This window comes from Pseudomonas sp. S49 (assembly GCF_009866785.1).
GTDB lineage: Bacteria > Pseudomonadota > Gammaproteobacteria > Pseudomonadales > Pseudomonadaceae > Aquipseudomonas.
In genome coordinates, this window is sequence record NZ_CP019432.1 from 3,459,596 (window position 1) to 3,484,535 (window position 24,940).

At 60.1% G+C, this 24,940-nt stretch carries 22 protein-coding genes; 6 read left to right on the plus strand and 16 right to left on the minus strand.

Features of this window, described 5'->3' with window-relative positions; genetic code table 11:
* Positions 1-162: 162 nt before the first annotated feature.
* Positions 163-633 (minus strand): MarR family winged helix-turn-helix transcriptional regulator, encoded by a 471-nt coding sequence (locus PspS49_RS15260; RefSeq protein ID WP_160040101.1) that lies wholly within the window; start codon positions 631-633, stop codon positions 163-165.
* Positions 634-918: 285 nt separating this feature from the next.
* Here PspS49_RS15260 and PspS49_RS15265 point away from each other — a divergent pair, with 285 nt between their 5' ends.
* The gene (locus PspS49_RS15265; RefSeq protein ID WP_160040103.1) at positions 919-1,872 is read left to right on the plus strand and encodes a PDR/VanB family oxidoreductase; all 954 of its coding nucleotides are present in this window, start codon (positions 919-921) and stop codon (positions 1,870-1,872) included.
* 36 nt (positions 1,873-1,908) lie between these two features.
* The gene (locus PspS49_RS15270) at positions 1,909-2,982 is read left to right on the plus strand and encodes an aromatic ring-hydroxylating dioxygenase subunit alpha (protein WP_160040105.1); all 1,074 of its coding nucleotides are present in this window, start codon (positions 1,909-1,911) and stop codon (positions 2,980-2,982) included.
* A gap of 59 nt (positions 2,983-3,041) precedes the next feature.
* On the opposite strand, the gene PspS49_RS15275 is transcribed toward PspS49_RS15270, so the two are convergent.
* The 13 genes from PspS49_RS15275 to PspS49_RS15335 all read right to left on the minus strand — a co-directional run bounded on the left by PspS49_RS15275 (position 3,042) and on the right by PspS49_RS15335 (position 18,702).
* Positions 3,042-4,673: an arylsulfatase gene (locus PspS49_RS15275; protein ID WP_160040107.1), complete on the minus strand. Its 1,632-nt coding sequence runs from the start codon at positions 4,671-4,673 to the stop codon at positions 3,042-3,044.
* A gap of 45 nt (positions 4,674-4,718) precedes the next feature.
* Entirely contained in the window at positions 4,719-5,513 is a 795-nt protein-coding gene (locus PspS49_RS15280; protein ID WP_110718488.1) for a cyclase family protein, read from the minus strand.
* Positions 5,491-6,492, minus strand: a complete 1,002-nt coding sequence (locus PspS49_RS15285) for an NAD-dependent epimerase/dehydratase family protein (protein WP_160040109.1) — start codon at positions 6,490-6,492, stop codon at positions 5,491-5,493. Before PspS49_RS15285 ends, PspS49_RS15280 begins: the two co-directional genes overlap by 23 nt.
* A 9-nt stretch (positions 6,493-6,501) precedes the next feature.
* A complete protein-coding gene (locus PspS49_RS15290) occupies positions 6,502-7,485 on the minus strand; it encodes a fumarylacetoacetate hydrolase family protein (RefSeq protein ID WP_160040111.1) in 984 nt (327 codons plus the stop codon).
* Entirely contained in the window at positions 7,482-8,063 is a 582-nt protein-coding gene (locus PspS49_RS15295; protein WP_160040113.1) for a cupin domain-containing protein, read from the minus strand. Before PspS49_RS15295 ends, PspS49_RS15290 begins: the two co-directional genes overlap by 4 nt.
* Positions 8,064-8,076: 13 nt before the next feature.
* Entirely contained in the window at positions 8,077-9,324 is a 1,248-nt protein-coding gene (locus PspS49_RS15300) for an MFS transporter (protein WP_160040115.1), read from the minus strand.
* Positions 9,314-11,788, minus strand: a complete 2,475-nt coding sequence (locus PspS49_RS15305; protein WP_160040117.1) for an MMPL family transporter — start codon at positions 11,786-11,788, stop codon at positions 9,314-9,316. Before PspS49_RS15305 ends, PspS49_RS15300 begins: the two co-directional genes overlap by 11 nt.
* A gap of 4 nt (positions 11,789-11,792) precedes the next feature.
* The gene (locus tag PspS49_RS15310; RefSeq protein WP_160040119.1) at positions 11,793-12,896 is read right to left on the minus strand and encodes a YCF48-related protein; all 1,104 of its coding nucleotides are present in this window, start codon (positions 12,894-12,896) and stop codon (positions 11,793-11,795) included.
* A 60-nt stretch (positions 12,897-12,956) separates the two neighbouring features.
* Complete coding sequence (locus tag PspS49_RS15315; protein WP_160040121.1) at positions 12,957-14,345, minus strand: DUF1329 domain-containing protein; 1,389 nt, start codon at positions 14,343-14,345, stop codon at positions 12,957-12,959.
* Positions 14,346-14,357: 12 nt separating this feature from the next.
* A complete protein-coding gene (locus PspS49_RS15320; protein WP_160040123.1) occupies positions 14,358-16,055 on the minus strand; it encodes a DUF1302 domain-containing protein in 1,698 nt (565 codons plus the stop codon).
* A 57-nt stretch (positions 16,056-16,112) separates the two neighbouring features.
* A complete protein-coding gene (locus PspS49_RS15325) occupies positions 16,113-17,249 on the minus strand; it encodes an FAD-dependent oxidoreductase (protein WP_122609318.1) in 1,137 nt (378 codons plus the stop codon).
* A gap of 134 nt (positions 17,250-17,383) precedes the next feature.
* Positions 17,384-17,746: a Rieske (2Fe-2S) protein gene (locus PspS49_RS15330; RefSeq protein ID WP_160040125.1), complete on the minus strand. Its 363-nt coding sequence runs from the start codon at positions 17,744-17,746 to the stop codon at positions 17,384-17,386.
* A 14-nt stretch (positions 17,747-17,760) separates the two neighbouring features.
* The gene (locus PspS49_RS15335) at positions 17,761-18,702 is read right to left on the minus strand and encodes a VOC family protein (RefSeq protein ID WP_150751378.1); all 942 of its coding nucleotides are present in this window, start codon (positions 18,700-18,702) and stop codon (positions 17,761-17,763) included.
* Between the two features lie 257 nt (positions 18,703-18,959).
* Here PspS49_RS15335 and PspS49_RS15340 point away from each other — a divergent pair, with 257 nt between their 5' ends.
* From PspS49_RS15340 to PspS49_RS15355, 4 genes are all read left to right on the plus strand, one after another.
* Positions 18,960-19,922, plus strand: coding sequence for a LysR family transcriptional regulator (locus PspS49_RS15340; protein WP_150729173.1), 963 nt, complete (start codon positions 18,960-18,962; stop codon positions 19,920-19,922).
* A gap of 59 nt (positions 19,923-19,981) precedes the next feature.
* Positions 19,982-21,139 carry a prolyl oligopeptidase family serine peptidase gene (locus PspS49_RS15345; RefSeq protein ID WP_160040127.1) on the plus strand — a complete coding sequence of 386 codons (1,158 nt, stop codon included), beginning with the start codon at positions 19,982-19,984 and terminating at the stop codon, positions 21,137-21,139.
* Between the two features lie 185 nt (positions 21,140-21,324).
* Positions 21,325-22,674, plus strand: a complete 1,350-nt coding sequence (locus tag PspS49_RS15350; RefSeq protein WP_160040129.1) for an amidohydrolase family protein — start codon at positions 21,325-21,327, stop codon at positions 22,672-22,674.
* 11 nt (positions 22,675-22,685) lie between these two features.
* Positions 22,686-23,132, plus strand: coding sequence for a heme-binding protein (locus PspS49_RS15355; RefSeq protein ID WP_160040131.1), 447 nt, complete (start codon positions 22,686-22,688; stop codon positions 23,130-23,132).
* Here the strand turns inward: PspS49_RS15355 and PspS49_RS15360 are convergent.
* The gene (locus PspS49_RS15360) at positions 23,117-24,052 is read right to left on the minus strand and encodes a LysR family transcriptional regulator (protein ID WP_160040133.1); all 936 of its coding nucleotides are present in this window, start codon (positions 24,050-24,052) and stop codon (positions 23,117-23,119) included. The genes PspS49_RS15355 and PspS49_RS15360 overlap by 16 nt on opposite strands.
* A gap of 432 nt (positions 24,053-24,484) precedes the next feature.
* Positions 24,485-24,913, minus strand: coding sequence for a hypothetical protein (locus PspS49_RS15365; protein WP_150776153.1), 429 nt, complete (start codon positions 24,911-24,913; stop codon positions 24,485-24,487).
* Between the last annotated feature and the right edge of the window lie 27 nt (positions 24,914-24,940).

The window sequence follows — 24,940 nt, forward strand, 5'->3', positions numbered from 1 at the left end:
CATCATGGTGATCATTCCTGGCCGGTTTCTTTCAGTCACGATGGGCGGAATTCAGGCGTTCGGCTAGACGTGTACACCCATGCACAGCAGATATCAGCAGTCCGGCAACTCGCACCGCGCAGCAGCTTTCAACGCCAATTCCACGCTGCGGTCTGCCGCGACTCACTCCTCACTCGGGTCGTAACTGTTCACATTAGGCACTTGCAGATGCAGGCGCCCAAGCAAGTCAACCAACGTGTCGACCTCGGCCGGGGTCAATCCGCTGAGCAGACGCGACTCTCGCTCAAGTGCAACTTTGAGCACGCGGTCATGTAGTTCTTTACCGCTGGCCGTCAATCGCACGGTGTAACGCCGCGCGTCCCTGGGATCCAGCTGACTGGTGATCCGCCCCGCTGCTTCCAGTGTCTGCAATGAACGACTGACAGCGCTCTTGTCGAGACCGATCGCCTGGCAGATTCGATTGGCGGTGATGTCGGATTCAACCGCCAGCATCGACAGCATCCGCCATTCAACCACGCCGATTCCGAAGTGTTTGCGGTAGCACTGGGAAGCCCCGGTTGCGAGTTTGTTCGCCAGGAAAGTCACCAGGCCAGGTACATAACGCGACAGGTTCAGTTGTGTATCGGTAGGCATCGAGAAAACACCGTAGATCGAAGATCTTGCAATTTGGTTGACACCGCAACTAAATTATCTGAGGATTCACTCAGCCTGTCATTGCGGACGATGCGCCGCATGATACGCCGTAGCACAACCTCAAAAAAATAATTAACAGGTCTTGCTTATGAACGCTCCCCAACTGTGCCCTTCCTTGGCGCCCATGATTACCCACCCTTTCTACTTCTTCTTGCCTGGCTGATTAGTCACCCGCAAGTCCCCCTTTCGTTTTTCAGCAGCCACTTCAATGTGGAGGGAGAAGTCATGCTTCAAGTCAGCGTCACCCGCAAGGTCGTCGAGGCCGAGGGTATTTGCAGTTTTGAGCTGTGCGCAGCAGACGGGCGGCCGTTACCACCGTTCAATGCCGGTGCTCACATCGACATCCATATTGCCGGCGGCCTCACCCGGCAATACTCGCTGTGCAATGACTCCCGAGAGCGTCATCGCTACGTAATCAGTGTGCTGAAGGATCCCGCCTCTCGGGGTGGCTCCACTGCGATGCACGACACCATCAGTCAGGGACAGACACTCAGCATCAGCGAACCCCGCAACCTCTTCCCACTCGCTGACTCAGCCAAGCGTCACCTGCTGTTTGGCGGTGGTATTGGCATTACGCCGATGCTGGCAATGGCCCATGAGCTTCATCATCAAGGCGCGGATTTCGAGCTGCATTACAGCTTTCGATCCAGCGAACGCGCCGCGTTTATCCGATTGCTCGAGCAAGCGCCGTTCGCCAACCACGTGCACTTGCATGACGACAGCGGATCGCCCGAACAGAAGCTCGATGCAACCGCCCTCCTCGCCGCGCCAGACACCGCGACTCACCTCTACGTATGTGGCCCGGCCGGCTTCATGAATTTCATCCTCGACACCGCGCAGGCCGCTGGCTGGCCCGAAGATCGTGTGCACAGAGAGTTCTTCGCCGCCGCACCTATCGATGCAAGCGCTGATTTGCCCTTCGAAGTTCAACTGGCGAGCACAGGGCAGATTTTTTACATCCCCGCCGATCGCACCGTTTTCGAAGTGCTCGATGAGGCCGGGATTGCCATCGAATCATCGTGCGAGCAAGGCGTCTGCGGCACCTGTGTCACGGGTTTGCTCGAAGGCATTGGCGATCACCGTGACCAGTTCATGACCGCCGCCGAACACGCTGCCAATGACCGTTTCACGCCGTGCTGCTCACGTGCCAAATCGCCCCGACTGGTATTGGACCTTTGACCTGAACCGAGCATCGAACGCTCGCCGGAGAACATCATGACGACCGCTGCCCAACCTCTTGCACACGAAATTGTCCCGGCCAATGCGCCGAGCTTCCCGCTCGATCAATGGTACGTCGCGGCCTTGAGCCGGGAACTGAAAGACCAGCCCCTTGGCCGTACGTTACTGAATAAACCTGTGGTGCTTTTTCGCACGGCGGATAACCAGGTCGCCGCGCTGGAAGACCGCTGCTGCCATCGGGCATTGCCCTTGTCCGGCGGCACAGTGGAGGAACGCGGTTTGCGCTGCGGTTACCACGGCCTGCTATTCAATGAAGGCGGTAAATGCATTGAAATTCCAGGCCAGGACAAGATCCCGAGCAAAGCCAAAGTCCCTGCCTACCCTGTCCGGGAGCAGGATCAGATCATCTGGATCTGGTTTGGCAGCGCAGAGCACCCAGAGCCGACATTCGCGCCACCGGTCTACGACGTGCACAGCAGCGGCAAATACCTGTTCGACGGTGATGTTTACCACTACGACGCGCCTTATCAACTCATCCACGACAACCTTATGGATCTCAGCCACTTGGGCTACGTCCATTTGCACACCATTGGCGGCAACGCCAGCATTCATATGAACGCGCAGATGAGCGTGGACGGGGATGACTCGATGGTTCGCGTGGTTCGCCACATGCCCGATTCCGTTCCGCCGCCGACCTACACCGCGGCCTACCCGTTCAAAGGCAACATCGACCGCTGGCAGGAGATCGAATTTCACTTCAATCACCTGCGCATCTGGACCGGCGCGATCGATGCAGGCACGGACGACCTGAACAACCCGGATCGGGGTGGTTTTCATATGCGTGGTTTTCACGGCGTAACGCCGGAAACAGACACCTCAAGCCACTATTTCTGGACCATGGCCACCAACCCTGAACATGATCCCGAGGCCGTCACAGCCAAAGTTCTGCATCAGACGCGATTGACGTTCGACGAAGACAAAGTGGTGATCGAAGCGCAGTACCAGAACATGTGCCGGTTCGGTACACGTCCGATGATTGATATTCATGTCGACGTCGGAGCCAATCGTGCCCGCAGAATCATCGAGCGACTGCGCAACCCAACGAGTTGATGGCCGCAAAACAGTGGCGGCGAGAAACGCCGTCCACTGTGTGCAAAGCCTCTGCCGTACTAACGCGGCGGAAACGCTACGCCGACCCGCTCGGCATACTTGAGCCACGCGGCCTTGAGCCGTTCGACCGTCTGCGGCTGAGCCGCCGCCAGGTCACGGGTTTCACCACGATCCTGGGCAACATCAAACAGCTGCCATTGCGGCGGCTGTGTGTTATCGCCGAAACCTGCTTGCGGGCGCATGCCCAACAATTTGAGGTTGCCCTCACGATAATAAGCATTGCCGAACAACTCACCGGCCAGACTCTCAGCGTCGTGAGGGCTGCCCTTGCCTTCGAGCATGGGCAGGATGGATCGGCCGGTGATCGGGTGTTTGTCCGCTTCGCTCGGCAAAGCGATGCCCGCCAAATCAAGGAATGTCGGCGCCAGATCATCCACCCGCGCTACGCCTCTTTCCACACCCTGACGCCGCAGTGTCTTGGGCAGTTGGATGATCGCCGGCACACTGATTCCGCCTTCGGCCGTGGTGCCCTTGAACAAGTGAAAAGGCGCGGCACTGACTTCCGCCCAGCGCAATCCATAGTCGATCTGCGAGCCGCGCTGGCCCAGATTGGCCAGGCTGTTATCGGTGTTCACGCCGGGTGGATAGAACTGCGCATGATTTTCCGCCGCCGCGCCGTTGTCGGACATGAACACGATCACCGTGTTGTCGTACTGGCCGCTTTGGCGCAGGTAGTCGATAACCCGGCCAATGTTGTGATCGAGGTTGTCGACCATTGCCGCGTAGATTTCCATTTTCCGCGCTTCGACTTTCTGCTGCTCAGCCGTGAGTTGCTGCCAACCGGGCAGCCGAGGGTTCACGGGCAACGGTTGCGCCGGCTGAAAGTCCTTGTCCAGCAAGCCGAGTTTTTTCAGCCGCTCAATGCGCGACGAACGCACGGTGTCGTAGCCTTGATCGAAGCGGCCGCGGTATTTGTCCAGGTATTCCTTGGGCGCTTGCAACGGCCAGTGCGGTGACGTGTAGGCGGCATAGGCGAAAAACGGTTTGCCTTCACGTTGGCTGTTTTGCAGATAGCCAATCAGCTTGTCGGTGTAAAAGTCGGTGGAGTAGAACGTCTCGGGAAGCTCTACCGACTGGCCGTTTTCACGGTAATGCACTTGCTCCAACGGCGTCGGTGCAACGCTGGCGGGTTTGAAGTGCGTCGCCCCGCCTTCCAGCAAGGTGAACGACTGCTGGAAACCGCGCCGGTCAGGGCCTTGATCGGTTTCCAGACCCAAGTGCCATTTGCCGACCATCAGCGTGTTGTAGCCGCCCGCTTTTAGCAACTCGGCAACCGAGTAGGCGCGCCCGTTCAGGTACCCCTCATACCCCGGTTTACCCTGTTGAAACGGTTGCAAGGCTTCGGCCATGGTGCCCAGTCCGACCAAGTGATTGTCCGTACCGGACAGCAACATCGATCGAGTGATGGAACAGGTCGGCGCCGCGTACATGCTGGTGAATTGCACGCCCTGTTGCGCCAGTTCATCCAGCCTGGGGGTGTGAATCTCTCCGCCATAGCTGCCCAGATCCGAGTAGCCGAGATCGTCCGCCACAATCAGCAGAATATTCGGTTGGCTGGCCGCCATGGCCACGCCGCCGCCCATTGTCAGGGCGCAAAAAAGTGCCGTCAGCGGTAATCGCAATAGAGCCATCGGTTTTCTCTTATTGTCGTTAAAGGAATGCCTCAAACAGCCCGATCACTCTTCGAAAATAGCCACCGCACGCACAAAACCTGCTGACGCATGACGGATCTTGTAAGGAAAACACGACACCGTGAAGCCGCTCGCTGGCAGGGATTCGAGGTTGGCCAGTTTCTCCATTTGCCCGTAGCCGATATCGCGCCCGGCCTTATGCCCTTCCCAGATGATCGAGGCATCGCCGCTGGCAGCAAAACGCTCACGGGTGTATTTGAACGGCGCGTCCCAGCTCCAGGCGTCAGTGCCGACCACGCGCACGCCGCGTTCCAGAAGATACATCGTCGCTTCGCGTCCCATGCCGATACCGGCGTCGAGGTAACCCGGTTGGCCAAACAGTGCCCCGGCGCGTGTGTTGATCAGCACGATATCCAGTGGTTGCAGCGTGTGCTCAATGCGCGCCAGTTCCGCTTCAACCTCTTCTGCCGTGACCACGTGACCGTCGGGCAAATGGCGAAAGTCCAGTTTGACCCCCGGCTGCAAGCACCAGTCCAGCGGCAACTCATCAATGCCAAACGCCGGCTCGCCGCCATCGGTGGTCGAGGCGTAATGCCACGGCGCGTCCATGTGGGTGCCGCTGTGGGTGGTGATCTGCAAGCGCTCGGCGGCCCACGACTCATTGCCGGGCATCTGCTCAAGCTGCAAGCCCGGGAACATCGCCGCCATCTCCGGCCAGCCTTGCTGGTGATCCATGTAATCGATTTTCGGCAACAGCGGTGGCGGGTCTGTGTACGGGTTGTTATCGAGGGTCACCGAAAGGTCGACCAGACGACGTTTACGCTGGATGGGCTGTGACATGAGGCGTATCTCCGTTCAACGGCAGAGGCCGATAAGGGGCTGGATTGAAGGCGTTGCGAATAAGCGTGGCGACGTTGCCGTCATGGCAGAAACCGGCAGCGCGGGCCTGCGGGGTTTTCAAGGGCGGCATGCGCCCGAACAGGGTTTCGAGGTCAAGGTCAGCGGCGAAACTGATCAGCGCACGGCGTTGCTCGCCGTAAGTTGCCGCCAGAGCATCGATGACTTGGGCGATGGACAAATGCAGCACCGGCAGTTGCCAGACCCGCTGTTGCGCGGCGGCGTCATCCAGTTCAGCGGCGTGGATCAGGTTGTTTACGCAACAGCGCGCCGACATCCACCACGCCGTTGCTTGCGGTGATACCGGGCAGCAATACTCAGCGCCCTCGGCAAAGGCACGCATCAAGTCGCTCATGAAAGCCGAGCGCAAGCCGTTGGGTTCGCGCGGTCGCGCGACAATGCCCGGCAGGCGCACCGCGCGGCCATCGACTTCAGCGCGCCGACCCAGATCGATCAGCGCACGCTCGACCATCATCTTGTGTGTGCCGTACGACAGTTGCGGATGCAGTTCAGCCTGCTCGTTCATCTTCGCCGGCAGATCGGCGCCGTACACCGCAACGCTGCTGGCATACACCAGAACCGGTGGACGCACCTTGTTGCGCAGTTGATCGAGCAGTTCGAGGCTGGCCAGCAGGTTGACCTGATAACCCGATTCGTAATGCGCCTCCGCCGCTCCGCCGGGGACGCTGACCAAGTGAAACACCACATCGATGCCATCGGCGAGGACACGGCGCATCAACGCCGCATCCGTCACGCTGCCGCTGTGCCGCCGCAGGCGCGGATCGTCTGGCAGGCCTTGGACATCAGTGTCGAGCACCAGCAACGAACGAATGACTTGCCCGCGCAAACTGCCGCGCGCGAGCAGACAACGCAGCAGTTCGCGGCCGACAAAGCCATTGGCTCCGGTAATCAGTACACGCATGGGCGTTCCTTAGCCGTGGGCCTTGACGACGCGTTGATCGATCGCACCAAACAACGACCGACCATCGCTGCCGGTGACGTCCATGCGCACACGATCACCGAAACGCATAAATCCTGTCACCGGCGCGCCGTGCTCGATCATCTCAATGGCCCGACGTTCGGCGATGCATGCCGAGCCGACGTTGCGCTCGGCGTTCGACACCGTGCCGGAACCGATCAGCGTGCCGGCGCGCAAGCGTCGGGTTAAGGCCGCGTGGGCGATCAGTTGGCCAAAATGAAAGTTCATCTGCGCGCCGTGCGGCTGGCCAAACCACTCGCCGTTCCACTGCACTTGCAGGGGCAAATTGACGCGGCCGTCTCGCCAGGCTTCGCCGAGTTCATCCGGGGTAATCGCCAACGGGGCAAAACTGGAGGACGGTTTGGCTTGCAGAAATCCAAAACCGGTGCGCATTTCACGCGGAGCCAGTGCCCGCAGGCTGACATCGTTGATCTGCAGGATCAGTTTGACGTGCTGTAATGCGCTTTCGGCCGAACAGCCCATCGGCACATCATCGACCAGCACGACAAACTCGCCTTCGAAATCGATGCCCTGGCTTTCGCTCGGCAGTTCGATGTCATCGTGTGCGCCGATAAAGTCATCACCTGCACCCTGATACATCAACGGCGTACGGTCAGCGCCTTCGATCGGGTCGAGGTTGAACGCCTTCTGCATCAGTGCACCGTGACTGAGAAACGCCGAGCCATCGCACCATTGGTAAGCACGCGGCAACGGTGCCATCGCCTGCGCGGGGTCGAAGGCAAAGGCCTCGCGGCAATCGTGGTTTTCTAGCTCACGCGCCAGGGCTTGCAAACGCGGCTCGGCTTCGCGCCAGTTTTCGATGGCGTGCTGCAAGGTCGGCGCTACCGAACCGGCGTCCACCGCCCGGGCCATGTCGCGCGAAATCACCACCAATTGGCCGTCACGGCTGCCGTTTTTCAAGGTTGCGAGCTTCATGATTTTTCTCCCGGGCAGTCTTGCAGTTCAGCGGCAAAGCGCCCGTCCAGCAGGATAAACACCATGCGCGCCATGGCCTCGGTGCGGTTGCTCCACGCGTGATTGGTGCCGCGCTGAACCACCACGTCGCCGCGTTTGAGGTGGATCTCTTCATCGTCGAGCACCAGCCAGACTTCGCCTTCGGTGACGATGCCGTAATCGAGGGTTTCGGTGCGGTGCATCAGTTTGTGCCGCGAGTTCGCCTGACCGGTACCGGCATGCGCCTGACCAATTTCGGCAAATGCGGCCGCAGCAGCGCCATCACTGACCTGGTTCTGCACGTTGTCCGGCGGAATATCGACGACGCGAATCACACTGCCCAGCGGGCCGGGGCTCAGCTGTAAAGGTTTGCTGGTTGGATCATCGGCATTGTCGAGCAGTGCCGGACTGCCGCTGCTGTTCCATATTTCATGAAACACCGTGCCTGGCACCGCTTGCAGCGCGAAAACGTTGGCAGTTGCTCCGTGACTGGCGACGACGGCGCGGCCGTGGGCATCATGCCCGGTGACCACGCGCTTGAAGGGGGGAAGCGCTTGCATGGAAAATCCTCGTTCAATGGCCGTTGCTGATGGAGTCGTGACCGCCGACATGGCTGCGGATCAACAGACCACCGAGCCTCGGCACGGACAGACAAAACAGCGCCACAACCAGTTGCAGCCAACCGATCATGGCCAATGCTTGAGGCAACTCTGTAGAAGCCCCGGAAGTGATGGCGAGTACCACCAGCGGGCTAATGAACTCGCCGGCAAAAATCGCGGCGGTGAAACACCCCGCCGCTCGCCCACGCTGAGCAAAACCGACTTGCGCCATGATCCAGGTGATCAACGTCGGCAACATAAGGCCGATGCCCAGACCGTTGACCAGAACCGCGACCACCACTTGCGCGTGGCTGCCGGCAGCGGCCATCAACAGGCCGCCGATGCCGGCCAGGCCATAGGCAATCAGCAACAGATGCTGGCTGCGCAGACCGCTCAACAGACGAAAACTCAAGGCCCCGACGAGCACACCGAGTTGATTGGCACCCATGGTCATGCCGATCTGCTGCGGCGCATCCACGTGCAACAAGTTGAGCAAGTAGCCGGCCTGCACCGGCACGATGAACAGGCTCAGGCCCGCGAGCAGCGACAACGCATACAGGGGCGTCAGTGCGCGCCACGGAAACAGGCGCTGGACTGGCACCGGCAGCGTTGCTGCCGGTTGCACGCGGGGTTGCGGTTCCCAGAGTTTCCACGCCATCAGCGGCAGGAAGATCAGCCCGACTGCGTACAGTGCAAACGGCGTGCGCCAGTCGTCCTGTCCGAGAAAACCACCCAGCGCGATAAACACCGCAGCAGAGAGCGACGTTGCGACCATTTGCAGTGCAAACAGGCGTTCACGGCGTGCGCCGCTGTAGTAGTCGCCCATCAACGTGGTGCAGCAGGTCATGATCCCCGCCTCTGCCAGACCGATGCCGGCGCGGCTGGCGACAATGGCCGGCAGCGAATCCAGCCAAAGCGGAAGCACACCGCAGAGCGTGTACAGGGCCATGCTCGCCAACAACAGCGGTTTGCGTCCAAGCCGATCGGCGATGACCCCGGCAAACGGCGCCAGTACTGCAATCATCAATGCCGGCAAGGTCAGCACGATCGGCACCAGCACCGTGCTGCCCACGACCTCGGCAAAATGTGCCTGCATGCGCGGCAATACCGGTGCGAGCAATACCGCGCCAAGCACTGGCAGACAGCTGCCGAGCAGCAACAGCAACGATTGCGTCAAACCGGCGCGGCGGCCGCTGTTTTCCAATGAAGACTCAACGGCCATGACAGGTCTCCCGATGACGCGTTTGATGAATATCTACCGCCGCGGCTCGCGACGGCAGGCTCAGATTGATTGCCTCCGCCGGCGTTTCTGCGTCAGTGTTCGTGCGCCGAGCAGGCAGCAGGAAGTACGCCAGCGCTGGCAACAGCAGCAGCGCGCCGACCATGTTCCAGACGAACATGAACGCCAGTAGCACGCCCATGTCAGCCTGGAATTTGATCGGCGAGAAGATCCACGTGGCCACGCCAATGGCGAGCGTGATACCGGTGAGCATCACCACTTTGCCGGTGGACACCAGGGCGCGGTAATAGGCTTCAGACAGGCTCGCGCCCTGGCGCAGATGACCTAGCAGGATGCTCATCACATACAACGCATAGTCGACGCCAATGCCGACACCCAACGCGATCACCGGCAACGTCGCGACCTTAACGCCGATGTTCAGCCAGACCATCAACGCTTCGCAGAGGATCGAAGTGACCATCAGCGGAATCACCGCGCACAGCGTGGCGCGCCACGAGCGGAAGGTGATCAGGCACAGGACGATCACCGCCCCGTAGACCCAGAACAGCATCTCGCGATTGGCCTGCTTGACCACGATATTGGTCGCCGCTTCGATGCCGGCATTGCCCGCTGCCAGCAGGAACTGCACATCCTGGTCGTTATTGGCGGCGGCGAATTGCTCGACGTGCTCGACCAGCCGCGTCAGCGTTTCAGCCTTGTGGTCGGTGAGGTAGGCGTACAGCGTGAGCAGGCTGCAATCCTCGTTGTACAAGCCGCGTGGTGCACTGGCGGTGATCATGTTGAGCATCGCCTGATTGTTCTGCAGCTCGTACCACTTGGCGCTGCCTTCGCTGAGGCCGACCAGCATGCGGCGGTTGAGCAAGGCCAGCGAGTTGGTCGAATCCACCCCCGGCAGCGCACGCAGTTGCCAGTCCAGCGCATCGACTTTGGCGAGGATGTCGTAACGCGCACACTGTCCGGCCGGGGTCTTGACCATCACTGCGAACAAATCACTGCTGGCGCCGTAATGCCGGGTCAGAAACGCATCGTCCTGGTTGTAGCGCGAGTCGGCCCGCAGCTCCGGTGCACCGGCATCCAGATCACCGATCTTCAATTGCAGGCTGACCACAAAGCCCAATGCCGCCAACGCCAGGCTGATGGCAATGCACAGGCTGGCCCAGCGACGTCGGGTAAACAGATCGAGAAAACGCCAGAAGCCATGACGCCGCGCGCCGGCCTGATCGTTCTGCTCGCTCTTCAGGCTAAGTTGCGCCGCACGCGGCGTTACGCCGACATAGGACAGCAACACCGGCAGCAGAATCAGGTTGGTGAAAATCAGCACCGCCACACCGATACTGGCGATCACCGCCAGATCCTGAATCACCTGGATCTTGATCAGCATCAGCACGGCAAAACCCACTGCGTCGCAGAGCAATGCCGTCAGCCCGGCCAGAAACAGCCGTCGAAAGGTGAAGCGCGCGGCCACCACCCGGTGCATGCCGCGACCGATGTCCTGCATGATGCCGTTCATTTTCTGCGCACCGTGGCTCATGCCGATGGCGAACACCAGAAACGGCACCAACACCGAATACGGATCCAGTTGATAGTCGAGCAACGGCAACAGGCCCAGTTGCCAGACCACCGCCACCAGCGAACAGAACACCACCAGCAACGTGCTGCGCAGGCAGCGTGTGTACCAGAACAGCACAGCGGTGGTGATCAGAATCGCTACGGCGAAGAACAGCAGGATCTGCTTGAGCCCGGCAATCAGGTCGCCGACCTTTTTCGCGAAACCGGTGATGTGAATGTCGATCCTGTCGTTCTGGTACTCGCTGCGCAACGCCTCCAGTTGCTCCGACAGCACCGAGTAATTCAGCGCCTGGCCGTCGGCAGTCGTCGCCAGTAAAGGCACGTAAATGATGCTCGAGGTTTGATCGAACGCGACCAGTTGGCCGAGCTCGTTGGAGCGCTGCACGTTGCGGCGCAAGGCCTCGAGACTGGCCGGGGTGCCCGCGTAATCGTCCGGAATCACCGGACCGCCATCCAGTCCGTCTTCCGTCACTGCGACCCAACGCGTTGCCGGGGTCCACAGCGACTTCATGTAGGCACGGTCGACGCCGGGCAGCAGGTAAAGCTTGTCGCTCAAGGCCTGCAAGGTTTTCAGATACTCAGCGTCGTAGATATCGCCCTGGCGATTGGCGACAACGATGCGCAAGGAGTTGCCCAGACCGCTGAGCTGCTTTTGATGTTGCAGATAATTGGCGATGTAGGGTTGTTGCGTGGGAATCATCTTTTCGAAACTGGCGTTCAGCTCGACACGCGTGGCCTGATAGCCCAAGAAAAGCGTGGTCACCAGGCACACCAGCAACACCCACAACCGGTGATTGAACAAAGTGCGTTCCACGACCGAGCCGGAGCGCGGGTCGAAACTCGCCAGGCTGGCCGTGGCGTTGTCGAATGGTTTCATAACCTCACTCCGAAGCTGTAGCAGTGGGCGACGCCAGGCGCGTCACCCCGGTGAAACCGGCCAGCACCAGGCTGCCATCGGCGGCCTGCACGACACTGGAAATCGGTTTGCCCAGCGGTTTGCCGAAAGGCTGCAGGGTGGGTGCGTCGCCCGTGGTGCGAAACATTGCGCCCGCCTGATTGACCAACAACAGCTGGCCGTCAGCGCTGCGAATCGCTTCACTGAAGGACACGGGCATCGGTACGGGCGCGGGCACGAAGCTGTTGCCGTCGTCGGTGGAAATGAACGCGTTGCCTTTCAGGCCTGCCGCCAGCAGCGTGCCGTCATCGCGTACTTGCAGGGCGAAAAAGCTGCCGCTGTACGGGCTGTCGAGCGCGACGAAGGATCGTCCGCCGTCCTCGGAACGCGCCACATAGCCTTGCTCGCCGGCGATGAACCAACGCTCGTCGTGTTGCGCGACGGCATACAGGTGCGCGCCCATCGGATTGTCGATATGGCCCATCAGCGACTGCCAGCTCACGCCGCCGTCCTCGGTGGTAAACGCGAGGCCGTAGGCGCCGACGATCAGGCCGTGACGCGCATCGGTGAACTTGAGGCTCAGAAACGGTTTGTCCGCGCCTTCGCTGACCATCCGTTCGGCAGTTTGCACACGTGCCGCCGCTGCGTCGGGGTCAGTCGCTGTCGGCAATTGCTCGCGTGCGCCCTGCAATTCCAGTTGCGCAGCGCGATCGCCGTCCAGTTGCAACGCCCAGTTTTCACCGCCGTCGTGGGAGACCAGCACCGCACCGGCATGGCCGACCGCCCAGCCCGTGTTCGCATCGACAAACTGCACCGCCGTAAGGCTGACGGAGACCGGCACCTGCGCCTGCCGCCAATTGATACCGTTGTCATCGGAGAGCAAGACGATGCCGCGTTCGCCGACCGCCACCAACCGCGCACCTGCCCGCGCCAGATCAAGCAAGACGGCTTGCCGGGCCTGCGGCGCGCGCATTGCCGGGGTGTGCAATACATCACCGACAACAGCAGCCTGAGCCTGGCTTACGGGTAATACGCAAGGCAGCGCCAGCAGCGCTAACAACCGCCCGAGCACCTGACAGATTCTGTTCATACCGACCTCGAAACCACCTGTGAAACCGGATCGCCACAGCGTGTCGCGATCCGGCCCGATTCAACGAACCCCGGCACCCGCCATCGCCGCCGGCGAGAATTCCGATGCCTTGTAGCGATCGACCACGCCGTATTGCTCAGGCAGACCGGTGTAGACGTTCTGGATAAACCAGGCGCCGGAGGTCAGGTCGTAGAAACCCGAAGATAGCTGCGCTTGCGCTGGCAGATCCGGCAGCACGGCCGGTAGCGACCACAAGGTTTTGGCGAGTTGGCCGTTGGCGTCCCAGCGATCGCCGAGCATCGCTTGCCAAGTGTCTTCGTCGAGGTAGTAGCGGCCCTTCGGCAACTGGTGACGCTTGCCCGGCGCGAGTTCGGCGTCTACCACCCACACGCGATGCAATTCCCAGCGCACGTAATCAGGATTCATGTGATGGGCCAGAAACAGGTCTTCCGGTTTGCCGGCGGTCAGGACTTTGTTGGTGTTGTAAGGGATATACATTTCCTGCTTGCCGACCAGTTTCCAGTCAAAGCGATCGATGCGCCCCTGGAACACGCTCAACTCATCGAACGACATCACCCCAGCGGTGGCCGGCGTCGGTGTGTCGCAGCAGGCATTCGGCAACTTGCGCACGCGGCGCTGGCCGGTCAGATAGACGTGAGCCTGGGACTTGTCGCCGTTGATATTGGTGCGCCCCATGATTTGCTCACCGGCACGCAACGGCGGGCCGACGTTAAGCAGGCGGAACAGCCAGTAATCACCGGCGAAGCTTTCCGGCGTGCCGTCCTGGTAGTAATACGGCATGTCCTGGATCGCCTGGCCGTCGGTGGTCATCACCTGTTTGCCGTCTGCAGTCATCAGGTAATGGCGAAAGTGCATGGCCAGTGACGTGCCGCGCCAGTTGAGGATGTGGTTCCACATGGCTTCGGCGCCGTTATGCGGGATCGGGAATGGAATCCCGCCAAACGCACCTTCGGGCACAGGTCCAGCGCTGCTCTCGACCAGCTTGGCGCGGGTGGCATTTTTCAGGGTGTTGTCATACACCCATTGCGGTGCGGCGGCCGAGCGACGGGTCGGATAGACATCGATGCGATAGGTGTCAGGAAAGCGCTTGAACATTTCCTTGGTGCCATCGCTGAGCTTGGCGGCGTATTGCGCCAGGTTTTTCGAGGTGATGCTGAACAGCGGCTTGTCAGCCGCAAACGGATCGTTGCGTTTGCCGCCCGGTTTATACGCCGGGTCAACCTTGGTGTAACCGCCCTGCCAGGCCGGAATGCTGCCGTCGGCATTGCCAGCGCGCTCGGCACCCATTGGCGTGAGACTGCTCGACAGCTTGGCGGCCTCTTCTGCGGTGGCCGCCGTTGCAACCTGACTCAGGACGGTCAGCGTTCCGAGCAAGGCAAAGCACAGGGCTTTAAGCTGCGGGACACGATTGTGGTGGTGAGAAGTCATGCGCAAGTCCTCTTAAAACGTGGTCTTGACGGAGAAGGCGAGGTAATCCCGATCCTTCAGCGATTGCTTGTAATTGAACTGGCTGAGGCCGTTGAGGTTGGTGTCCTCGGCGCCGTAGTAATGCGTGTAGGTCAGGCCGGCCGTGACGCGATCGAGGTAAGTGGCGGTGATGCCGATGTTGATGTCGCCACCGTTGTCCGGGCCGAACGAGCTGACCACCGCTGATTTGCCCAGCGGGAAATAACTGACGCCGACCGGAATGCTGATATCGATGCCGGAGAAGAACTGGCGGTACGTCGGCGTGTAGACGACTTTGAAACCCAGGCCATCATCGGTGGCGTTCGGGTCCAGCGCGGCGCGATTTTTAGTGACGCTGAGCAGGCGGTTCCACGCCACTTCACCAACCAGTCCGGACTCGCGGGCGATGAAGTTGGGGCCAAACGAAGCCAACACGTTCAGGTTGACGTGAGCGGTGCGACCCACGGCGTAGAGCGCGTCATCATCGTTGTCGGCGATGACGCCGGGCAGCACGGTCTGACCGTTCGAAACCAGCGGCATGTTCCAGCGCATCGACGCTTCACCGGCGAAGCTGTACTCGTCCACGGTGGTGGAAAAACTCGCGCCCAGCGCGCGAATGTCTTCGGGGTAAACCCAGTAGTACTCGCCGATCTGGCCGGTGCTGAAGTTCGGCGCCGCCGTCGACGGTTTCAGATACAGCTTCGGCGTCTTGTCGTGGTACTGGATGGCGTAGAGGCCGTACTCGACGGTCTCAGCGCTGTATTTCAGTTGCAAACCGCCCTGCCCCGAACTGCGCGCTTCCTTATCGTTACCGTGGAAAAACGCAGCGGGACTGGCCGGGTTGCCGCCGAGGAATGCCGGAAACGGTGCCCCGACGATCAAACGCTCATTGCCTTCGCCAATGGTGTCGCTGGTGGAGAAATAGCTGCCAGCGGCGGGCAGACGTGTTTCTTCCCACTCGAGTTGGTAGTAGGCACCGAGCGATACGTCGTCCGTCAGTTGGAAGGTGCCAGACAGTTGATTGACCGGACGGGTGATTTCCTTGAACTGCGTGTTAGGCACCGACTGCGCCTTGACCACGTCAACCGGGGCCATGCCACCGGCAATGCCGTTGGCGCCGAAGAACAGGCTTTCGCCCCAGATCAGGCCATGACGGCCGGCGCGCACCGACGTTGCGCGGTCGGCCAGTTCACCGTTCCAGTAAACGAAGGCGTCGAGGATTTCGCCGTCACCACCGTGCAAATGACGGGTGTCGTCGGTGAACTCGTCGTAGCCCACGGAACGTGCGTTGGCGCGGGACGGATCGTTATTGTCGTTGTTGCCCTGATACTCGCTGTCGTACCACGCTGCGCCGCTCAAACGTGCGCCGAAGTCCTTAAATGACAGATCCAGCTCCGAGAGGATGTCGGTGCGATTGGAGATCAGGCCTTTTTTGAACGCACGATCACCATCGTCCTGATTGAGCGCCACCTGACCTTCGGTCAACTTGCTGCTCGGGTTCTGCGTGCGCCAGGCAGCGCTGTACTTGACCGTGTTGTCCCAGCGCAACTTGAAATCCGGGTTGCCAGTATCGATGTCGAAAGCCTGAGCGGCCTGGCTGCACAGCACCAGCAGCGCAGCAACGCTCAAACCAAAGGGTGCAGACGAGCAGACCGAGCGACGCGCGAGCGCCGCAGTCGTAGAACTAACCATCGCGTTAACCTCTTGTTTTTATAGTGGTAACTGCTGTGGATGCGTCGCAGGTGGGGCTTAGATTGGCTCGGCAGTGCGCGCGAGCATTTGCTTGACCAGGCCAATGCGATCGAAGGCCCGGTCGTGTTGCATCTCCTTGTCACCGGCCAGCACCGAGCTTTCGCTGATGTATTTGCAACGTTCGAAACGCCGCGCCATGAAGCGCTGCAGTTGCTGTTCGACGCTGGTGGAGGCGGACTGCTCGCGAGTGAGTTCTTCGCTGAGCACAATCGCGTCTTCGATGGCCATGCCGGCGCCTTGACCGAGGTGCGGCGTGGTCGCGTGGGCCGCATCGCCGATCAGCAGGACGCGTCCGCGATGCCACGGCTCATCGACGAACACCACCTCCATCGGCTTGTAGACGACCTGACTGTTGTCAGTGATTTGCTCGCGCAGCTCGCCGATCAGCCCGGTAAAGCCTTGCAGGCGCTGGCGCATCTGCGCAGCCAGATCGGCAGGATCCATCCACGGATTGGACGGTTCGTGGGACGTCAGAAACAGGTACATCAAGTCGCCGGCCAGCGGCACCAGCCCGGCGTTGCCGTCAGCGCTTTGATAGTTGGCCAAATGATCGATCTGTGGCGCGCGGGGAAAGTTGTAGCGCCACACCGATTGGCCCGTGAAACGCGGGGTGTAGGCATCGCCGAAGACCAGGCTGCGCACTTTCGAGAACAGTCCGTCGGCACCGACCACCAGGTCGTAGTGGCCGCGATTGCCGTCGGTAAACAACACGTCGACCTCTGTGCCGTTGTCGTCCAGCGCTTCCACACTCAGGCCCAAACGCACGTTGGCGCCGAGTTGCAGAGCGGTTTCGCTGAGAACTTTGTGCAGCGCCAAGCGAGAAATGCCGACGTTGGCTGGGTACTGCGGACCGGCCAGTCGCTGACCCGGAATGCGCGCCAGTTGCTGTCCGCCGGGGCCGTAGATGGCGACGTCTTCGAAGGCATACGCGGCATCGAGATAGCCGTCGAGAACGCCCAGCTTGGCCATTTCACGGACGACGTTGCTCTGTTGAATAATCCCGACGCCATAGACTGTCCATTCGGACTTGAGCTCGATCAGGTCGACCTCGATACCTTTACGCCGCAAGGCGATGGCCGCACACAAGCCGCCGATACCACCGCCCACGATCAGAACGTTGTTCACTGCACTCATGGTGTTCTCTCTTTTTATTCTTGTGATCGATGCTGCGTCGGGCACGGCATCGTTGGATGAAGCTTCCCGGCAAAGCAGGGATTTGACTAATCGCGAGTAAGGATGCGATGTATCGCCGTACGCGATACCTCGATTTATCCCGGCTGCGGCAACTCTTCAGGCATTCGTAACAGCAGCCAGCCATCCTTCTCGCTGAACGGCAGCGCCTCCAGCGTCTGGCCCAGGCACGGGCCGTAGATGCACTCGCCCGTCGCCGGAAGAAAATGCGCACCGTGGGCGTAACAGACGATCAACTGGCCATCGGCGGACAAGAAGCGGTCCTTGCGATACTCCAGACGCACGTCCAGATGCGGACAACGGTTGCGATAGACCCGCACCCGATCGTCATGACGCAGGGCAAACACGCTGTCGCGCCCCTGCGCCAACGGATCGAATCCGCGCGCCCGGCCCTCCTCCAGTTCGTCCAGCCGACACAATGGCCGCGCAATAGCGCTCATGATCAGCGCCGGCTTCAACCGAGTTTCGGCGGCGGGCCACCGGGAGCCCATTTTTCTTTGGCGCTGAACAGGAACAGCTGCGAGTTATCCGCCGACAGCGGCGCGCGACGGGCCTCCCAGGCGTCATCGTGCTTGTCCATGTCGGCGTCGTATTCAATGTGGCAGCCCAGCGGACTGTTGAAGTACCAGAACCAGTTGGAGCCAAACAGGTGACGGCCCGGGCCCCAGAAACTGGTCCAGCCCTTTTGCTCGAAACGCGTCCCGGCCAGCAGCACTTCGGTGCCACTGCCCATGTGGAAGGTGAAGTGTTCGCAGCCTTTCATGTGCGGTGGGGTCTGGATCATGAACAGGCAATGGTGATCGTCAGAACCGGCCGGGCGCATGAACGGCCCGGCGCCAATGAAGGTGTCGGTGGTGCGAAAACCCAGACGCTCGGCGTAGAACGCTTCTGCTTTCGCTGCATCGGGTACGAAATACACCACGTGCGACAAAGTGCGCGGAACAGCGCCCATATCGAGGCTAATGCCCGGCTGGTTAAGCGGCCGCTGTGGCGCATGGCCGGCGGCGTTGGTCAGGTCATCCGGTGCGCTGTAAGGCTTGCGTACAGTGACCTGAAAAGCGATGGCGAAACCCATGTCGTCAACGCTGTGCAGCACGCCGTGTTGATCGCGACGGACACTACGATCACGGGCCAGCTCATCTTCGATGGCATCCAGATCGCTGATCGCAGCGACCCCGTAGACCGTCTCGCGAATCGACGGCGCCGGGCCGATCGCCGCTGGCAAATCAGGATCGTCGGCTCGACGGATAATCACGGCGGTGCCGTCCAGCGCTTCGAAACGCCCGCCGTTGCTGCCAACGCCGACCGGCGCAAGGCCGTAGTCGCGCAGGCAATCAGTGCAGGCTTGAATGTCATCGACGCCAAAAATCAGGGCATCAAGGCCAATGATGTTCATGGCTTACCACTCCATTGAAATTATGATCCGGTGACTGTCGCCATGGACGCCTTGCAGCGCGCCGGGCCTGACTGGAAACCGGTGGTGGTGTCGGCAGCAGGGCCGACTGCGGCGAAGATTGGCGCAAGGGCTGACAGCTGACTAATCGCGAGTCGGGATGCGACCTATCGGCAAACGCGATACCTGCGACGAAGGTTGACGTGTCGATGGATTCGTTCGAATGTATTGCGAAAATAAATACAAAAACGGACCTGCCCATGCGTTTCAACCATCTGGATCTGAACCTGCTGGTCGCGCTCGATGTGTTGCTCGAAGAGCAGAACATCACCCGCGCTGCCGAACGCCTGCACATGACCCAATCCGCCACCAGCGGTGTGCTCGCGCGTTTGCGCACCTACTTTGAGGATGAGTTGCTGGTGCAGGTGGGACGCAAGATGCAGCCCACGCCTTACGCCACGGAACTGGCCAGACCGGTGCGAGAAGTCCTGCTGACGATCCAGTCCTCAATTACCGCCAAACCGGTGTTCGACCCGGCCACCAGCAAGCGACATTTCCGCTTGGTGACCTCGGACTATCTGATCAGCGTGCTGTTCGCCCAAGTGATCCAGAACATTCATCAGCAAGCGCCCAACATCACTTTCGAAATGCTTGGCCCCAGCGACAATTCCGGCGAGTTGCTGGTACGCGGCGAGGTCGACCTGATGATTGTTCCCGAGCGCTACATCATTGAAGGCCACCCTTCGCGCCTGCTGTTCGAGGAAGAACACGTGTGCGTGGTGTGGCAAGGCAATACGCAAGTCGGCGACACCCTGACCCTTGAGCAGTACATGGAGATGGGCCATGTCTCGGTGGGCTTTGGCCGTACCCGGCACATGAGCATCGAAGAATGGTTCATGAATCAATACGGCTTCAATCGGCGCATTGAAGTGATCACCAGCGACTTCAATACCCTGCCGCAACTGATTGTCGGCACGCAGCGCATCGCCACGATGCACCAGCGTCTGGCGAACCTCTACGCGCACTATCTGCCGCTGCGCATCCTGCCGCCGCCGGTGAAAATCCCGGTCATGCGCGAGTACATGTTGTGGCACCGCAGCGTTGACGGCGACCCGATGCACCGCTGGCTGCGCGAACGCATCAGCGAATCCATCCAGCATCTGCAACACGTGCCCATCGTATCTCGCGATACCTCGTATCCGCCGTCACGATTGGCCAATTAGTCGGGTGATCCTTAACGTGCCTTGGGAATGCCAAGGCAACCATAAGGACAACAATAATCATGTTTCGCTATTTCCCGACCAACTACGTTTGGAATCTCTCTGTCGACCTGGCCATTGAAATGGGCGCCCGCATGGGTGAAATCGAAGAGATGTGCGCCCCGCTGCAAGAGGCGGCCAAGCAGCCGGACGCGGCCGGCACCCGCGCCTTTCGCGAAACCTGGGCGAAAATGGCTGACAAGCTTTGCGGTCTGGCTGAGGAAGACGAAGGCAATGGCCGGATGCTCTCGGCTGGCGAAAAATACAACCGCGCCGCCACTTACTATTTGACCTGCGAGCGTCTGCAAGCTCATGGTGCGCCAGGCCGTACCGAGCTGTATCAGCGTTTTCTGCAGACCTTCAAGCGCGGCATCGAATTGTCGCGGGAAAACTGTGAACGGGTGGAAATCCCTTACGAGGGCAAACATCTTTCCGGCTTGCTCGTGCGTGCCGAAGGCGTCGAGGGGCCGGCGCCGATTCTGGTGCAGGTCAATGGTCTGGACTCGACCAAAGAAATGAAATACCGCGTGGGCTTGCCCGCCTGGCTGGCGAAACGCGGCATCTCTTCGCTGATCATCGACCAGCCCGGCACCGGCGAAGCGCTGCGCCTGCATGGCCTGACCGCACGATTCGACAGTGAACACTGGGCCAGTCGTGTGGTGGATTGGCTGGAAACCCGAAGCGACATCGATGCCAAACGTATCGGGCTCGAAGGTGTCTCCCTTGGAGGGTATTACTGCCCGCGCGCGGTTGCATTCGAACCACGCTTCGCCTGCGGCGTAGTCTGGGGCGCCAACCATGACTGGCGTGATGTGCAAAAGCGTCGACTGGAAAAGGAAGGCAGCTTCCCGGTGCCGCACTACTGGGCGCATGTCTGCTGGGTGTGGGGCGCCAAGGACGTCGAAGAGTTCATGACCATCGCCGAAGACGTCCACCTCGATGGCGTGCTCGACCGGATCAAGGTGCCGTTCCTGGTGACCCATGGTGAGCAGGATTCGCAGATTCCATTGAAGTGGGCGCATCGCACCTACGAACAACTGGTCAACAGTCCAAAATGTGAACTGAAAATCTTCACCGAACGTGAAGGTGGTGTGCAGCATTCGAGCTTCGACAACAGCATCAATGCCGGGCATTACATTGCCGACTGGGTTGCTGAAACCCTCGGTGGTCGCACCGCTTGATCTACTGAAAGATACGCACAAAAAAACGCCGGACAATCCCACGATTGTCCGGCGTTTTCGTTGGAGGCTTCAGCCCGGCGCAGCTATTGACGCGATCAATGCGCAGCCATCGATGCAATCTGCTGGTCGTCCCCTCGCCTGCTCTCTAGCCTCTCTTTGCATAACAATCACATAGCGAAGACGCCATGACTGCCCTGCACCTGAAATGCCAGACCCTGTTTGACGGCACCGGACTGCAAACCCGCCAGCAACAGACATTGATCGTCGAAAACGGCCTGCTCAGTTACGTTGGGCCCACCGCGCTGGCACCTGCTCCCAAACCCGGCGATACCCAAGTGGATGCAGGGGATGATTTCGTCATGCCGGGGCTGGTGGATGTGCACACGCATCTGGCCTTCGGTAACGCGCAGAGCGAAGAAGACATTGATCTGTGGACCAGTGACGAATTTCGCGCGTTGCGCGGGATGTTCTTCGCGCAACACGTACTGGCCGCCGGCGTCACCAGCATGGTCTGCCCCGGCGACAGCGGCCAGCTCAGCATCGCCGTGCGCAATGCGGTGACCGCTGGTTTGTTCGAAGGGCCGAGGATCGCAGCCAGCAGCCGCGTCATCACCAACCGCCAGAGTCTCAATGACTGGTTCCCGAGTCGGGTCGGCGCTCCGGAGTACTTCACCGCGCAGTTGGTCACCAGCCGTAGCGACGCCCTCGCGGAGATCCGCAAGCAGGCCAAGGATGGCGTTGACCTGATCAAGATCGCCATGGACGGCACGCACCGCCGCCCCAACGGCGAAATCATTGCGGCTTTCACCGCCGACGAAACCTTCGAAATGGTTGAGGAAGCGCATCGTCTGGGCTGCAAGGTTGCCACCCATGCCTATGGACGCGAAGCTGTGATGTACGCGGCGCGTGCAGGCGTTGACCTGGTTTTCCATGCCTTTTACATGGACGACACGTGCATCGAAGCGTTGCTCGAGGCCGGCAGCATCCTGGCCCCGACCATGACTTTCCCGCAAAACACCGTGGATTTCTGCCAGCCCCATGATCCGGCGATCAGCACGGGTTATGCCGGTTATTGTGCTCGCACATTGGAGGTCGGTTCGGCGGTACTCAAACGCGCCAAAGCGGCGGGTGTTCCGTTCGCCTGCGGCAGTGACAGCGGGTTCGCGGTAACGCCTTACGGCGAATGGCACGCCCGTGAACTGGAGCTGTTGGTCACGCGCCTGGGATTCACCCCGGCCGAAGCGTTATACGCAGCGACGGCTGTCGGTGCGCGCTGTATGCCACGCGGTGAAACCCTCGGCTCGCTGCAGGTGGGCAAGCAGGCAGACTTCCTCGTGCTTGATGGTTCACCACTGGATGACATCCGCGTCCTTCAGGATCGCTCGCGCCTGAAGGCCGTTTACAAGGCCGGCCAACCGGTGCGCATGGATCGCAGCCCCTACAACCCCAAGCAAGTGTCCGATTTCAACTCGCTGAAATGGACCGATCTTTACACCCGCGACCGCGTGGCCCAACTGGGCAAGTGGACCGTATGAGGACAGATGCCATGCAACGATTGGATCTGCTGACTGCGACGAACATGGCCAGCGATGCCATTCGCATTGCTCGGGAAACCGGGATCAAACCGCTGGGCGTCGCCGTACTGGATGCCGCCGGCCATCCCTTGGCGATTTTGCGCGACGAAGACGCCACGTTCCTGCGTACGCAAATCGCCACAGGCAAGGCACGCGGTTGCCTGGGCATGGGTTTTGGCGGACGTGAACTGGCGCGACGCGCGCAGGCCATGCCGGCGTTTTTCGACGCGATCAACAGTTTGACCGGCGGCGAAGTTATTCCGGTAGCGGGCGGCGTGCTGATTCGAAATGCCGAGGGCGTGATTCTCGGGGCTATCGGCATCAGCGGTGATACCTCGGACAACGACGAGCGCTGCGCATTGCTGGCCATCGCCAAGGCCGGATTGGTCGCCGACAGCGGCGATCAGACAGAGGGTTGATCGAGCAACGCGGCCTGTTCCAGCAGCAGGCCGCGAAACCATTGCATGGCCGGGTCATGTTCTTGATAGGGATGCCATTGCAAAACTTGAACGGCCTCGGGAAAAGCCACCGGCGCCGGGTGGACGCGTAATGGATAACACTGGGCGAAGCGTTGCGCCTGCCGTTGAAACACCGTGGCAATGCGTGCGGTACCGACAATGAATTGCGGCATCAGCACAAAGCTTTCAACGGTCACCGCCACTCGCCGCTCAATGCCGAGTTCATGCAGGTGCATGGCATCCATCGCCAGGTTGTGCCCATCGGAAAACTCGCGCACCACATGCGCCGCGGCGCAATAGTCGGCCATGCTCAGTTGCTCGCTAAACTCTGGCTGCTGGGCGCAGACGATACAACAGAGCTGGTCCGTCATGAGCGGCACATGGGGATAGGCCGGATTCAGCCGTCGTTGCGGCACGACCACACAATCGCTGCGCCGATAATCCAGCGCTTCGCTGACGACATCACCGTCGCGTGGCACCGGCATGTCGCGCAGGCTCAAGCGAATATTCGGAGCGATACGCGCCAATACACGGCTGACAGCCGGAAGCAGCACGTCGGCGACGTAATCGGAGGCTACGAGGGTGATGTGCCGTTCGCAGTTCGCCGGGTCAAAACTTAGTGGCGCGTCGACGACTTCCCGTGTCAGTGCCAACGCTGCACGTACCTTTGGCAGCAACTCCAGGCCCAGCGCCGTGGGTTCCAGGCGGCGCCCGACTTGCACCAGTAACGGGTCGTTGAAATGTTCACGCAAGCGGCCCAATGCCGAGCTGGCAGCTGACTGCCCCAGGCACAAACGCTCGGCCGCTCTGCTGACGCTGCATTCGCTCAACAAGGCGTCCAGCGCAACCAAGAGATTAAGGTCGAGGCGTCGATATCGCATGTGGGTTCCGCTGAAGGTGATGGCGACGTTTTTGCCACTGTTTACGGGCAGGATCAAAAACGAATCATGACCTTAGCGAGCTGTGTAGCAATGCGCCAATCGCATGCGTCGTTGGGAGGTATCGCTAACGAAGATACCAAGCGCCAATGCGCGTAATTAGTTACTCATGGGAAGCCACTAAATAGAAGGGGCAACACACACCATCGATTATCTAGTAGGTAGGCAAAAGCGCTGCGATCACTTTTGATCGAGAGCAACTTATAGGTTGCTCGAAAATCGATGCTCGTGGATGACGGTAGTCGGTCAGAAGCAACCGCTCGGGAATGGGGTCTTTTGACCAGACGCTCACGCACCCGAACGGTTGCATGGACTGATAGAGAAAATCTGCTTTAACGCCTCCACCCTCTGCAAAGGGCCGACACTTTGATGAACTCATTCACTGAGCATGTCGCCAGTTTGACGTCTTTTTCTAACACAATTGATCGTCAAAAGCACACCGGCTGCAATGCCTTGTGTTCCGCACATAAGCCAGATTAGGCCTATGTGAAAAAGGACCCAGGCACTCAAACCTAGAATCAGTGTTAACAAAACCCCAAGTAAAAGTAGTGGCAGGTGTTGCACAGAGGGGCTGTCCTCCAGCGAGTCGGAAAAAATGCTCCAGCATGCCCATTGCGAAAACAGCGACACCAGAAGCCACAACATGATCACCCCCCAACCTGAAAAGGATTGTGAGGTGAACAGGTTGATCGTCGAGGTGATGGTGATCCAAAGAGTGAAGACGAATGTAGTGCTTGAAGGTACGGTATAGGCTGGAAGGGCAATGGCTATCTGAATCAACTTGAGTGTTTGCAATCGAGTCATTCATACGCTCCCTGCGAGTTGAATTTT